The organism is Streptomyces sp. NPDC047079 (genome assembly GCF_040643755.1).
Lineage (GTDB): Bacteria > Actinomycetota > Actinomycetes > Streptomycetales > Streptomycetaceae > Streptomyces.
This window is the reverse complement of sequence record NZ_JBEYUZ010000002.1, coordinates 148903-161274: the sequence shown is the minus strand read 5'-3', so window position 1 is coordinate 161274 and position 12372 is coordinate 148903. Positions and strand designations below refer to the sequence as shown.

General features: G+C 70.8%; 14 protein-coding genes and 1 pseudogene. 6 read left to right on the top strand and 9 right to left on the bottom strand.

The annotated features are described in order from the left end of the window. Positions 1-91: 91 nt before the first annotated feature. Positions 92-253, bottom strand: a pseudogene (locus ABZ823_RS03250) (alpha/beta hydrolase); the annotation flags it as partial. A 604-nt stretch (positions 254-857) separates the two neighbouring features. Further along, a complete protein-coding gene (locus ABZ823_RS03245) occupies positions 858-2135 on the bottom strand; it encodes a GNAT family N-acetyltransferase (protein WP_361653123.1) in 1278 nt (425 codons plus the stop codon). A gap of 300 nt (positions 2136-2435) precedes the next feature. On the opposite strand from ABZ823_RS03245, the gene msrA reads away from it, so the two are divergent. Next, the gene (gene msrA / locus ABZ823_RS03240) at positions 2436-2939 is read left to right on the top strand and encodes a peptide-methionine (S)-S-oxide reductase MsrA (protein WP_361653121.1); all 504 of its coding nucleotides are present in this window, start codon (positions 2436-2438) and stop codon (positions 2937-2939) included. A gap of 120 nt (positions 2940-3059) precedes the next feature. Here the strand turns inward: msrA and ABZ823_RS03235 are convergent, their stop codons facing one another. After that, entirely contained in the window at positions 3060-4178 is a 1119-nt protein-coding gene (locus tag ABZ823_RS03235) for a hypothetical protein (protein WP_361653119.1), read from the bottom strand. Between the two features lie 208 nt (positions 4179-4386). On the opposite strand from ABZ823_RS03235, the gene ABZ823_RS03230 reads away from it, so the two are divergent. Further along, complete coding sequence (locus ABZ823_RS03230) at positions 4387-5541, top strand: cystathionine gamma-synthase (protein WP_361653117.1); 1155 nt, start codon at positions 4387-4389, stop codon at positions 5539-5541. 89 nt (positions 5542-5630) lie between these two features. Here ABZ823_RS03230 and ABZ823_RS03225 read toward each other — a convergent pair whose 3' ends face one another. From ABZ823_RS03225 to ABZ823_RS03215, 3 genes are all read right to left on the bottom strand, one after another. Continuing rightward, complete coding sequence (locus ABZ823_RS03225) at positions 5631-5879, bottom strand: hypothetical protein (RefSeq protein ID WP_361653115.1); 249 nt, start codon at positions 5877-5879, stop codon at positions 5631-5633. A gap of 46 nt (positions 5880-5925) precedes the next feature. After that, positions 5926-6417, bottom strand: coding sequence for a sigma factor-like helix-turn-helix DNA-binding protein (locus tag ABZ823_RS03220; protein WP_361653113.1), 492 nt, complete (start codon positions 6415-6417; stop codon positions 5926-5928). 214 nt (positions 6418-6631) lie between these two features. After that, a complete protein-coding gene (locus ABZ823_RS03215) occupies positions 6632-7156 on the bottom strand; it encodes a MarR family transcriptional regulator (protein ID WP_361653111.1) in 525 nt (174 codons plus the stop codon). Positions 7157-7302: 146 nt separating this feature from the next. Between ABZ823_RS03215 and ilvA the strand changes: the two genes are divergently transcribed. After that, on the top strand, positions 7303-8532 hold the full coding sequence (gene ilvA, locus ABZ823_RS03210; RefSeq protein WP_361653109.1) for a threonine ammonia-lyase: 1230 nt from the start codon (positions 7303-7305) through the stop codon (positions 8530-8532). Positions 8533-8569: 37 nt separating this feature from the next. Here ilvA and ABZ823_RS03205 read toward each other — a convergent pair whose 3' ends face one another. Then, positions 8570-9004: a LuxR C-terminal-related transcriptional regulator gene (locus ABZ823_RS03205; protein WP_361653107.1), complete on the bottom strand. Its 435-nt coding sequence runs from the start codon at positions 9002-9004 to the stop codon at positions 8570-8572. 427 nt (positions 9005-9431) lie between these two features. Here ABZ823_RS03205 and ABZ823_RS03200 point away from each other — a divergent pair, with 427 nt between their 5' ends. Next, the gene (locus ABZ823_RS03200) at positions 9432-9815 is read left to right on the top strand and encodes a hypothetical protein (RefSeq protein WP_361653105.1); all 384 of its coding nucleotides are present in this window, start codon (positions 9432-9434) and stop codon (positions 9813-9815) included. Positions 9816-9904: 89 nt separating this feature from the next. Here the strand turns inward: ABZ823_RS03200 and greA are convergent, their stop codons facing one another. Together greA and ABZ823_RS03190 are read right to left on the bottom strand one after the other, a co-directional pair. Beyond that, positions 9905-10402: a transcription elongation factor GreA gene (gene greA / locus ABZ823_RS03195; RefSeq protein ID WP_361653103.1), complete on the bottom strand. Its 498-nt coding sequence runs from the start codon at positions 10400-10402 to the stop codon at positions 9905-9907. A 167-nt stretch (positions 10403-10569) separates the two neighbouring features. Beyond that, positions 10570-10968, bottom strand: a complete 399-nt coding sequence (locus ABZ823_RS03190) for a DUF4307 domain-containing protein (protein WP_361653101.1) — start codon at positions 10966-10968, stop codon at positions 10570-10572. Between the two features lie 156 nt (positions 10969-11124). On the opposite strand from ABZ823_RS03190, the gene mca reads away from it, so the two are divergent. Further along, positions 11125-11997 (top strand): mycothiol conjugate amidase Mca, encoded by an 873-nt coding sequence (mca, locus tag ABZ823_RS03185; protein ID WP_361653099.1) that lies wholly within the window; start codon positions 11125-11127, stop codon positions 11995-11997. A gap of 12 nt (positions 11998-12009) precedes the next feature. Further along, positions 12010-12270: a hypothetical protein gene (locus ABZ823_RS03180; protein WP_361653097.1), complete on the top strand. Its 261-nt coding sequence runs from the start codon at positions 12010-12012 to the stop codon at positions 12268-12270. The last annotated feature ends 102 nt before the right edge of the window (positions 12271-12372 follow it).

The following is a 12372-nucleotide window of genomic DNA, read 5'->3' as shown; positions in this document are numbered from 1 at the left end:
CAACCCGCCTACGGGGCCTCGATGTCCCGGTCACCGGCCCGCCCGGCCCGCCCGGCCGCGCCGATCGCAGATCGCGGTCGCGGATCGCGGATCAGCTCACCGCGTGCACCGCCTCTCGGGTGACGTCCGCGACCGCCTTGGGCCGCGAGACGGGGACGGCGTGCGAGGCGCCGTCGCTCTCGACCACGGTGGACCCCGCCCGCTCCGCGCGGAACCGCTCCACCTCCGGGTTGATCGCCTGGTCCGCACCGGCCCACGCTCGACAGCGAGGCGCAGGCCTTTCTCCAGCGCGGGATGGCACTGGCGATGGAGTGGGCGCCACGGGAACTTGTGGTCCCGCACGTCAGCCAGACCCTCGACAGCACCGTTGAGGAGATCAATGAGGGACTGCAGTAGCTCAAGGCGGGTCATGGCGCACACTGGGCAAAGTGGCCGTGATCGTGGATCGCCGCCTGGCCGCAGGGAAATGACGGGTCGTGGTCCGCCTTCCTCGCGGTGACGCGTGCAGCCGAGCGGCGCTTCCGTTCGCGTGTGCAGGCCCTGCGTTGAGGCACTTGGGCAGGTCGTTACCGCTGTGTCCGTTCCGGCGCCGGAGGCAGGGGGCCTCCGGACGAGCGCGCCCGGTCAAGAGCCGAGGTGCCAGCTCGGCCCGTCGCTGGCTGAACTCGACAAGAGGCCCGACGACGCACGCGTCGAGGACACCGGCTTCGCCGTGGTGGTGGGGAAGGCCGGTGAGATCCCCGGCTGAAGACGCCGATGCCGTAGCCGGTTCGTGGGTACCGGCCACGCTGAACGGAACGAGCAACGCCCATGCCGGACAGACCGCTGTTGACGTCGGCCGGGCGTGGGCATCCGTCTCAGAGCCGACGGTACTTGTCGATGTCCTCCGTAAACTCCTGGATGGCCTGTGCGGTGAGCGTCGGCCGCGTGTCAGCGATGGCGGTCATGTAGTCCTCGGTCGTGGCCGGTCGGCCCTGACGATGGGTGACTTCGCGTTCGAACGCTGCCTGTGCGCCCTTGCGGGCGGCGAATTCGATGTCGGCCGGGGTGAACAGCTCGCTCGCCCGGACGAGTTGCGCGATGTCCACCGACTCGGCGGAGGCTCTGAGATAACGGGCCCAGATTGCCGCGCGGGCGGTCGCGTCAGGCGGGCCGATGGGGATGACGTAGTCGAACCGACCCGGCCGCAGGAACGCTGCGTCGAGAGAGCGAACCGAGTTGGTGGCACAGGCCAGCAGCCGCGCGTCGTGCTCGCGGAAGAGGGGGATGAGTTTGAGCAGCTCGTTGGTCACTCCGTGCCCGGGATCGACCGCCTTTCCGGAGCGTGCACCGGCGATCTCCTCGACCTCGTCGATGAAGAGCAGAACCGAGTCCAGTTCTGCCAGGTCCGCGAAGGCCTCCCGCAGCGCCACGGCCAGGCCTTCGCTCGTGTCGGCCGCGAGCCGGGAGGGGAAGAGTTCCACGAACGGCCAGCCGAGCCGTGAGGCGACCGCTTTGGCGAAACTGGTCTTTCCGGTGCCTGGCGGGCCGAACAGGATGATCGCCTTGGGCGGGGCGACGCCGTAGCGGTCTGCCAGCGCCGGTTCGGTCAGCGGGAGTACGACACGGCGTTCGACGACCTGCTTCTCCTGCTCCATGCCGGCCATGGCGTTCCAGAGCCCCTCGGGCAGCATGCGGCCGCCCAGCGCCGCGAGGACCTCCGCGTTGGCGGTTTCAGGGGGTTCGAGTTTCTCGTAGTAGGTGAGACCGTCGCGGAACCGGTAGCCGGAGTTCTCCAGAGCCTTTGTCCCCGCGGCGCCGGCGGGAAGCAGCGCGCTGATGTGGCGCACGCCCAGTGCCCGCAGACGCCGTTCGAGATCGGAGAGGAGGGCGCTGCCGATCCCGCGCTCGCGCCAGCGGGAGGCGAGCGCCATCAGGAGGATCCACCCCCGCTTTCCGTACGCCTGTGCCACGGCCATGCCGACCAGTTCGTCGCCGACAACTGCGACGACCGCCGTCTGTCCAGCCTTGGCCGCCGTCATGACCTCGGAAACCGCGAACACCTGGTCCTCGTCGGCCCGGCGGCTCTGATCCCAGATGTCGATGGCCTGGTCAAGATCGTCTTCGTGATAGTCACGCAGGTGCCAAGCAGGCATCGCCACCACCTCACACGGCGCGGGGGTCCCATTGTTCCCTCCGAAGCGCTGCGTGACGAACCCAGGCGGGCTCCAGGCGGGCCGCCGGGTTCATAAGAGTGGCATGAGCGTGACAGAACGGCGGCCTTGCCGGCGTGGAGGCAACAATCGGTGCGCTTCTCGCGGTGGCCGGCGACCGCAGGGCCGGTTGGGCGGGCACGGAATCGCCTGGACCCCTCGCGCGTTGAGGGGGGTGGGAAGCCGGTGGTGTGCGAGCCGAGTAGCCCGAGTGACCGAGCTGACAGATATTGGAGGGCCGCAATGGCTGCGCAGACGCAGAGGGCCGTGCTTGCGGGCGGATGCTTCTGGGGGATGGAGGAGCTGATCCGCCGACTCCCGGGCGTGACGGCGACCCGGGTCGGATACACCGGGGGGGACGTGCCGAATGCGACGTACCGTAACCACGGCACGCACGCGGAGGCCATTGAGATCCTTTTCGACCCAGAGAAGACCGACTTCCGCGCGATCCTGGAGTTTTTCTTCCAGATCCACGACCCGAGCACCAAGAACCGCCAGGGCAACGACATCGGCCTCAGCTACCGCTCGGCGATTTACTACGTGGATGACGAGCAGAAGCGGATCGCCGAGGAAACGATCGCGGATGTGGACGCCTCCGGACTGTGGCCCGGCAAGGTCGTCACCGAGGTAGAGCCTGTCGGCCCCTTCTGGGAGGCCGAGCCCGAGCATCAGGACTACCTGCAGCGTTACCCGGACGGCTACACCTGCCACTTCCCGCGCCCAGGATGGCGGCTGCCCGCCCGGTGACCCGGCGAGATAAGCGGTGAGCCCGGCATGGAGATCGGGTAAGTCCTCGTAACGAAGAACCTGTTGTGGTCGTCGGGATCGTTCCGGGCGCCGGTGGGCGGCATGCTTCGGGGTCCTGCCTCAGTGGGGCAGCGTCGCCGGGCTGCCCCCGTTCGCCTCGTACCCCGCCACCGCCAGGGCTCGGTAGACCGCGTAGTCCGCGGCCGGGTCGGCGGTCAGGGTCCAGGGGAGCGCGCCCACGTGCCCGTCTACGTGGACCAGCTGGGCCATCGCCTCGCCCCAGCGTTCGCCGCGGACGAGGAAGAACACCAGGAGGTGGCGGACATGCGCGAGCATCGGGTCGTCGGGGCGGGCCGAGTGGACCGCGTGGAGCGCGCCGTGGACCGCCTTCGTCACGACCTCGCTGCGGTAGAAGCTGCTGACCAGGTGCACCTCGGGCAGGTGCTCGAAGACCGCGAAAAGGGGCATCGCAGCCAGCAGCGAGCCGTGGGGTGCCCGGGCCGCGGCCGCCTCGGCGAAGGAGTACGCCTGCTCCCGTGAGCCGTGCCACTTCTCGCACCAGTAGTGCAGGGCCGCGAGGTGCGCTCCCATGTGGGCGGGCGCGCGGTCCAGGATCTTCAGCCACAGCTGCTCGAACTCGGGCCGGGGGTAGGCCAGCCCGCGGGCGACGGACAGCTCGACGATGTACGGGACGGGGTCGCCGGGGGCCAGCAGGGCCGCCTCCCCGCACGCCGATCTGGCCTCCTCCATGATGATCCGGAACTCGTCCGTCCCCGGCGTCGACGTACGCCACGCCTGCTGCACCAGGAACTCCGCGTGCACGGCCGCGCCGCCCGCGTCCTTGGGGGCCTCGGCCCGCCACACCCGCAGCCACTGGCCGCCCGGCGTCTCGCTCACACCGCCGGGCCGCTGCTGCAGCTCCAGCGACGCGGCTCCCGCGAAGGCCTGCACGCGCTGCCAGCGGGTCTCGCCCTCCGTCTCGGTGCCGGCCAGGAGCTGCGCGGCCGCGCGGTAGTCCTGGGTGCGCTGCACCACGTCCAGGACGTCCAGCAGGTCCTGGTCCGGGCCGGGCATCCGGATGTCCAGCTCCTCCTGGCGCACGAAGCCGTAGTTCGCCGGGTCCGCCGCGTCCGGGTCGCCGGGCGCGACCTGCTGGATGCCCGAGCGCCTGCGCATGAAGACGGGCAGCAGAACCATGCTGAAGAGGGCCAGCGCCATCAGGAGCCAGAGAATCGCCATGGCTCAAGCGAACCAGACGGGTCCGGCACTGTGCCAACCCGGTCGCGGAACCTGTGGAAAACCCACCGCCCGGCCTGGAAACCCACCGCCCCGCCCGGCCACCGGCCCACCGCGCCACCCACCCCCCGGCCCACCGCGCCGCCCGCCCACCGCCGGCCTTCCGGCCGCGCGCGTCATCCCGGCCGCGGGCGCACTACCCTCGGTGCTCATGAGCGACAGGCACATCAGCGAACACTTCGAGACCCTCGCCATCCACGCGGGGAACACCGCCGACCCCCTCACCGGTGCGGTCGTCCCGCCGATCTACCAGGTCTCCACCTACAAGCAGGACGGTGTCGGCGGCCTGCGCGGCGGCTACGAGTACAGCCGCAGCGCCAACCCCACCAGGACCGCCCTGGAGGAGAACCTCGCCGCCCTGGAGGGCGGCCGCCGCGGCCTCGCGTTCGCGTCCGGACTGGCGGCCGAGGACTGCCTGTTGCGTACGCTGCTCCGCCCCGGCGACCACGTGGTCATCCCGAACGACGCGTACGGCGGTACGTTCCGCCTCTTCGCCAAGGTGGTCTCCCGGTGGGGCGTGGAATGGTCGGTCGCCGACACCAGCGATCCGTCCTCCGTACGAGCCGCCCTCACCCCGAAGACCAAGGCCGTGTGGGTGGAGACCCCCTCCAACCCGCTGCTCGGCATCACCGACATCGCCGCCGTCGCTCAGATCGCCCGTGACGCGGGCGCCCGGCTCGTCGTCGACAACACCTTCGCGACCCCTTACCTCCAGCAGCCGCTGTCGCTCGGCGCGGATGTCGTCGTGCACTCCCTGACCAAGTACATGGGCGGCCACTCCGACGTCGTCGGCGGCGCGCTGATCGTGAAGGACCAGGAGCTGGGCGAGGAGCTGGCCTACCACCAGAACGCGATGGGAGCGGTCGCCGGCCCCTTCGACTCCTGGCTCGTGCTGCGCGGCACCAAGACGCTCGCCGTCCGCATGGACCGGCACAGCGAGAACGCGACGAAGATCGCCGACATGCTCACCCGGCACGCGCGCGTGACGAGCGTGCTCTACCCGGGCCTGCCGGAGCACCCCGGTCACGAGGTGGCCGCGAAGCAGATGAAGGCGTTCGGCGGCATGATCTCCTTCCGGGTCGAGGGCGGCGAGGAGGCGGCCGTCGAGGTCTGCAACCGCGCCAAGGTGTTCACTCTCGGTGAATCCCTCGGTGGCGTCGAGTCGCTGATCGAGCACCCGGGGCGCATGACGCACGCGTCCGCGGCCGGCTCGGCCCTGGAGGTGCCCTCCGACCTGGTCCGCCTGTCCGTGGGCATCGAGAACGCCGACGACCTCCTGGAGGACCTGAAGCAGGCCCTCGGCTAGGTCCGGGCGTCGCACGCCCGTCGTCGCCCGGATGGCGGGCCCGCGGCCCGGTGCCGTCGTCACCCGGAGGGCGGGTCAGGGGCCCGGTCTCACCAGTTGCTGATCGGTGGAGTCGTCGTCGAGGGCGGCTCCACCCACGGGCGCGCCAGCGAGGCCCAGACCGCGAAGGCGACGGCCGCGGCGAACAGGGCGAGCCAGAGCAGGCGGCGCGCCACGGTCCGGCGGCGCAGCATACGGCTGCCCCGCCGGACCGCCTCCGCGTGGAGTCCGGGCGGTACCGGGGGCGGCGTCCGCTCCAGCAGCCGCCGTGCGGCGGCCTCCCGCTCGGCCAGGTTCACCGGCGCCCTCCGTTCCGCCTCCGGTCCCTCCGCGCCGCCGCGCCCCTCACGACGGGGCCACCTCCGCCCCCAGTGCCGCCCGTGCCGGGTGCAGCAGCGTCGCCGTCGCCCGGGTGCAGATCGTCCGGACCCGTTCGGCGGACAGGCCCAGCAGTGCCGCCGTCTGTTCCTCGGCGACACCTTCGTAGAGCCTGAGTACGAGGATCAGCCGCTCCTGGGGCGTCAGGTCCGCGAGCACGCTGCCCGGGTCCGGCCGGTGCCGGCCGAGGGGTCCGTACCGGTGCCACGCACTGTGCGCGAAGCGGGTGGCCAGTCGGCGGCGGGCCCGGTCGTAGGGGTCCTCGCCGCGCAGCCGGTCCCAGGAGGCGTACGTCTCGGCGAGAGCCAAGGTCAGCAGGCGCCGCGCGTGCGGGTTGTCCTCAGGGGCCTCGGCGGTCAGCAGGGTGGCGGCATGCAGCAGCCGCCCGGCCGCACCCGCGACGAACGCCTGGAACTCCCGGGCCCGGCGGACGTCCTGGGACACTTGCCGTTCTCGCACCGCGCCTCCTGCCTGAGGGCGACCCTGAAGGGAAGAGGGTCCGTCGTGTGCGGCGGCGGTCGCACACACGACCAGGGGGGCGTGAACGGCGCGCCGACCGCGTACGACGGGGACCCGGTCTCATGGGAAACCGGCCGCGCTCCGGGGTCAAGAGCCTGGGCGCGCCCGTACGCGCGCGTGTCGCCGTACGGGCGGGGGACGTGCCCCCCGGGGGTCAGGAAGCCGGCTGTGACTCCGTCACCGGGCCGCCCTGGGCGGCCTGCCGGGCGGAGAGGGCGACGTTGAACCGCGTGAGGAGGGAGCAGAACGCCTCGCGCTCCTGCGGCGTCCAGTCGTGGGTCAGTTCGGCCATCAACTGACGCCTGGAGGCCCGGACTTCCTCCAGACGGGACAGCCCGCGCGGGGAGAGCTGGAGCACCACCGCGCGACCGTCCTCCGGGTGCGAGGTGCGCTTGACGAGACCGGTGTCGACCAGCGGGGCCACCTGCCGGGTGACCGTCGACGAGTCGATGCCCATGCTCGCCGCGAGCGCCTTGACGCCCATCGGGCCCTCCTTGTCGAGGCGGTTGAGCAGCAGGTACGCGGCGCGGTCCATGGAGTTGCGCACCTGCCCGACCCCGCCGAGCCGCGTCTGTTCGGCGCGGCGTGCGAACACCGCGACCTCGTGCTGCAGCGTGTCCAGGAGACCGGGATCACCGACGGTCGTCATGTCCATCGACATATCAGGTGTTGTGGGCATGGCCGGGGGCTCACTTCATGCGTGGGGAGCTGGGTTGGGGGACAGGGTACGCGGCCCGGGGGCGGGCCGTACCGGCGCTGGGCAAACCCGTCCCGCGCCTTGGTCACACCCGCTGCGGACGGGCGTGAACTGCGAGACTGGTGACCATGAGCTACAGCACGGCCGACTCCCCGCCGACGGTGACGCTGGACGACGTCCGGGGTGCCCAGAAGATGCTCTCGGGCGTGGCGCGTGTCACCGCCATGGAGGGCAGCAGGCATCTGTCCCAGCTGGTCGGCGCGCAGGTGCACCTCAAGTGCGAGAACCTCCAGCGCACGGGGTCCTTCAAGCTGCGCGGGGCGTATGTGCGGATCGCCGGTCTGCTCCCCGAGGAGCGGGCCGCCGGGGTGGTGGCCGCCAGCGCCGGGAACCACGCGCAGGGCGTGGCGCTGGCGTCGTCGCTGCTCGGGGTGCACGCCACGGTGTTCATGCCGAAGGGCGCGCCCCTGCCGAAGATCAGCGCCACGCAGGAGTACGGCGCCGAGGTGCGCCTGCACGGCCAGGTGGTCGACGAGACGCTGGCCGCCGCACAGGAGTACGCGGCCGAGACCGGGGCGGTGTTCATCCACCCCTTCGACCACCCCGACATCATCGCGGGCCAGGGCACGGTCGGCCTGGAGATCCTGGAGCAGTGCCCGGAGGTGCGCACGATCGTCGTAGGGGTCGGCGGCGGCGGGCTCGCCGCCGGGATCGCGGTCGCGGTGAAGGCGCTGCGGCCGGATGTGCGGATCGTCGGTGTGCAGGCGGAGGGCTCGGCGGCGTATCCGCTCTCGCTGGCGGCCGGTCGTCCCGTGGCGATCGAGAACCCGGCGACCATGGCCGACGGCATCAAGGTCGGCCGGCCGGGTGATGTGCCGTTCGGGATCGTCGGCGAACTGGTGGACGAGGTCCGCACGGTCACCGAGGACCAGCTGTCCGCCGCGCTGCTGCTGTGTCTGGAGCGGGCCAAGCTGGTGGTCGAGCCGGCCGGTGCCAGCCCCGTCGCGGCCCTGCTGAGCGGGCTGGGCCCGGTCGAGGGCCCGGTCGTGGGGGTGCTGTCCGGCGGCAATGTCGACCCGGTGCTGCTCCAGCGCGTCCTGCGGCACGGCATGGCCGCGCAGGGCCGCTACCTGGCCGTCCGTCTGCGCCTGACGGACCGGCCGGGGGCGCTGGCCACGCTGCTAGGGGTGCTGTCGGCGGCGGACGCCAACGTCCTCGACGTGAGCCATGTACGGACCGACCCACGTCTCGGGCTCACCGAGGCTGAGGTGGAGCTTCACCTGGAGACGAAGGGTCCGGCCCACTGCGCCGAGGTCGGCCGTGCCCTGCGCGACGCCGGCTACACGGTGATCTACTGAGGCGCCTCGAGGGGTTTCCTCGTGAGCCTCGGCCTGATCACGGGGCGCCGGACGGCCCGCCGCCGGTGATGCCCGCCTGCCAGGCGATCTTGGCGGCCTGTAGCCGACCGCGCACGCCGAGCTTGCCGTAGATGCTGTGCAGGTGGTCCTTGGCCGTCTCGGGACTGATGGTGAGGTTCCGCGCGATCTCCGCGTTGGAGAGACCGTCACCGGCGAGCGCGAGTACTTCCAGCTCCCGCGCCGAGAGGGCGTCCAGCAGGGTCCGGGCCTCGGTCCGGGCCCGGCACCCGCACGACGCGCAGGGGCGCACGCCGACGGCACCCCGGCCCGGCCCCGGCTCCGGCAGGCAGCCGCCCCGGACGACGGTCCGGGCGTCCGCGAGCAGCAGTACGGCCGGCGACACGCGGGCTTCCGCGATGCGCCGTAACGCCCCGAACGCCTCGCTTCCCCTTGCGTAGCTCACGATCAGCACGTCCGGCAGTGCACCGCACAACGGCGCCACGTCGTGCCTGTGCTCGGCGGCGGCGTCGCCGCGACGGTCCGCGCCCAGAACGGTCCGGAGCTGCTCGCTTTGACGTGGGCTCCGGGCAACAAGGCCGATGGTTATCACGCGTATCCCCCTGGTCGGAGAGGTGCTGCGCGGTGTGCCGCGCGGTCACCAACGCACGCGGGTCAGGCGTGCATCCGAATCACGACTGTAGGGGGTGGGCTTCGAACGGGAGGTGATGATCCGGTGAATGCGTCCTCTGAGCTCGCGGGGGCTCGCCCGGCCGGTACGTGCCCGGATCAAGATCCCCTGAGCGGGGGATGTCGGCGGGGCCTTTCCGACTCGGATGATGCAGGAGCAACCCCCGGGGGCACACAGGTGCCTCCGGTACCGATGCGACAGGGGGAAAACGATGCTCAAGCGACGGATGGGTGCTGTGGCCGCGGCGGTCGCCACGGGAGCCCTGCTGACCGGAGCGCCCCAGGCGATGGCCGCGACCCAGGCCTACGAGCTGGACGCGTGGGCACCGAAGGTCTACGCGCACGAGGTCGTCGCCAGTGCTCACTACGCGGGCTACAAGAGGGTCTGTGTCTCCCTCCTGGGTGAGACGCTCGAGGGCTGGGTCGAGCTGAAGAACAACTGTGTAAACGTCTCGCCCAGCTCCGTGGGGAGCGTGGTCGCCTCCGTGAAGTGCCCCACCCGGGGAGCGTTCAAGACCTGGGTGATCGGGACCAGGCCGAACGGCCACGGCGACGTGAAGGACACCGGCGGGGTCTACCTCGAGTGCAGGAGGTGAGGCGGCCGTTCCCGGTCGCCCGGACGCGGTCGCCCGCCGCATGAGGGGACCCCGGTGCCATGGCACCGGGGTCCCCTCGTGTCCTGGTCTCAGCCGGAGTACGGCTCGGCCTTCAGGATCCTCACTGTGGCCTTCTTGCCGTTCGGCAGCTCGTACTCGGCGTCCTCGCCGACCTTCTTGCCGTTCACGCCCGTCCCCAGCGGGGACTGCGGCGAGTAGGTCTCGATGTCGGAGCTCGCGTACTCGCGGGACGCCAGCAGGAAGGTCAGGGTGTCGTCCTCGTCACCGTCGAAGGCGATGGTGACGACCATGCCCGGCGCCACGGCACCGTCGGCTGCCGGAGCCTCGCCGACCTTGGCGTTCTCCAGGAGCTGGGTCAGCTGGCGCACACGGAGCTCCTGCTTGCCCTGCTCCTCCTTGGCCGCGTGGTACCCGCCGTTCTCACGCAGGTCGCCCTCCTCGCGCGCGGCGGCGATCTTTGCGGCGATCTCCGAGCGCGCGGGACCAGAAAGGTACTCCAGCTCGGCCTTGAGCTGGTTGTACGCCTCCTGGGTCAGCCAGGTGACGTTCTCGCTGGTCTGGGTCACAGGTGCTCCTCGTCGGTACTGGGAATACAAAGCATCGCCCTACCCAGAAGAATGTGCCTTCACGGATGGGCGAAACCACGAGCCTAACAATTCAGCGGCGAAAGGGGGAGGACATAAGCCATCAGAATTACATCAACGCAGGTCAGCAGCTACATGACACGGTGATGTCAGCCCGCGTGGCAGCCGAGCAGCTCCGCCGTGGTCCCCGGGGCCGTCGTACGGAGCGTGACCACCTTGTCGATGCGGGTGGCGTGTCCGCCGAACCGGAAGTCCGCGCGGCCCACCTCGGCGCCGTCCGCCGACTGGGAGCGCAGGGTGCAGTAACCGGCGGTGTCCGCGTCCTTGCGGACCTCGAGATGGATCTTGACCGTGTCGTGCGCGGCCTCGAAGCTGATCACCTCGGCGCTGATCCTGCTCTGGGCCACGTAGTGGTACGCGAACCAGCCGATGAGCGCGAGCAGCAGGGCGCCCAGCACACCGCCGGCGATCCTGAGCGTACGGTCGGCGCGCTCGTCCGCGGAGCGGCCGTAGCGGCCCTCGGGCAGCCGCGTGCTCGCCGTACTCATGACCGTCCTCTCGGCAGGAACCGGGACGTACGTCCCGGAGGGGGCGCTCCGGGACCGGACCCGGAATTATTCGCCCCCCGATTCGGTCACTATAGAAGCCGCCCATCGCGCCGATTCACATGGGCGCCGACTTGCCGACTTACTGAGGATCGAGTCTTGACTGACCAACTGCGACTGATGGCCGTCCACGCCCACCCCGACGACGAGTCGAGCAAGGGCGCGGCCACCATGGCGAAGTACGTGTCCGAGGGGGTGGACGTGCTGGTGGTGACCTGCACGGGCGGGGAACGCGGCTCCATCCTCAACCCGAAGCTCCAAGGCGACGCCTACATCCAGGAGCACATCCACGAGGTGCGCAAGAAGGAGATGGACGAGGCCCGCGAGATCCTGGGTGTCAAGCAGGAGTGGCTCGGCTTCGTCGACTCCGGCCTCCCGGAGGGCGACCCGCTGCCTCCGCTGCCGGAGGGCTGCTTCGCCCTGGAGGACGTCGACAAGGCGGCCGGCGAGCTGGTCCGCAAGATCCGCGCGTTCCGTCCGCAGGTGATCACCACCTATGACGAGAACGGCGGCTACCCGCACCCCGACCACATCATGACCCACAAGATCTCGATGGTGGCCTTCGAGGACGCGGCGGACACCGAGAAGTACCCGGAGGCGGAGTTCGGTCCGGCGTGGCGGCCGCTGAAGCTCTACTACAACCAGGGCTTCAACCGCCCGCGTACCGAGGCGCTGCACGAGGCGATGCTCGAGCGCGGCCTGGAGTCGCCCTACGGGGACTGGCTGAAGCGGTGGGACGAGTTCGAGCGTGTCGAGCGCACCCTGACCACCCACGTGCCGTGCGCGGACTTCTTCGAGATCCGCGACAAGGCTCTGATCGCGCACGCCACGCAGATCGACCCCGACGGCGGCTGGTTCCGCGTCCCGATGGAGTTGCAGAAGGCGGTCTGGCCGACGGAGGAGTACGAGCTGGCGAAGTCGCTCGTGGACACCTCCCTGCCGGAGGACGACCTCTTTGCAGGCATCCGCTAGCCCTGAGGGACAATGCCTGACATGAGCGCAAGCGTGAGCCTGGCAGTGACGCATCTGGTCCCCCTCGCCGAGGTGGACCAGAACAAGGTCACCCCCGGCGTCCTCGGCTTCATCGTCTTCGCGGTGATGGCACTGGCCGTGTGGGGTCTGATGAAGTCCATGAACAAGCACATGCGCAAGGTCGACTTCGAGGAGGCCGACGCCTCCGGCGAGGGAGCCGCGCGGAAGGACCAGGACGCGGCCGAGGCCGCGCCCAGGGCCCGGCGGGGCTGATCGGCCTCCGTTGTCCCGGCCCGCGGTGCCCTGGACGGTCTCGGCCGGCCGGCGCCGCCGGGCCGCTTCGCCGTGCCGGGGCGCGACCGGCCGTTTCGCGGT

Bases quoted from the DNA above. Each gene is read 5' to 3' on its own strand.
- msrA (WP_361653121.1), top strand. From the start codon at position 2,436: ATGGCTGCGCAGACGCAGAGGGCCGTGCTTGCGGGCGGATGCTTCTGG.
- ilvA (WP_361653109.1), top strand. From the start codon at position 7,303: ATGAGCTACAGCACGGCCGACTCCCCGCCGACGGTGACGCTGGACGAC.
- ABZ823_RS03190 (WP_361653101.1), bottom strand. From the start codon at position 10,968: ATGAGTACGGCGAGCACGCGGCTGCCCGAGGGCCGCTACGGCCGCTCC.
- ABZ823_RS03200 (WP_361653105.1), top strand. From the start codon at position 9,432: ATGCTCAAGCGACGGATGGGTGCTGTGGCCGCGGCGGTCGCCACGGGA.
- ABZ823_RS03215 (WP_361653111.1), bottom strand. From the start codon at position 7,156: ATGCCCACAACACCTGATATGTCGATGGACATGACGACCGTCGGTGAT.
- ABZ823_RS03230 (WP_361653117.1), top strand. From the start codon at position 4,387: ATGAGCGACAGGCACATCAGCGAACACTTCGAGACCCTCGCCATCCAC.
- ABZ823_RS03235 (WP_361653119.1), bottom strand. From the start codon at position 4,178: ATGGCGATTCTCTGGCTCCTGATGGCGCTGGCCCTCTTCAGCATGGTT.
- ABZ823_RS03245 (WP_361653123.1), bottom strand. From the start codon at position 2,135: ATGCCTGCTTGGCACCTGCGTGACTATCACGAAGACGATCTTGACCAG.
- ABZ823_RS03180 (WP_361653097.1), top strand. From the start codon at position 12,010: ATGCCTGACATGAGCGCAAGCGTGAGCCTGGCAGTGACGCATCTGGTC.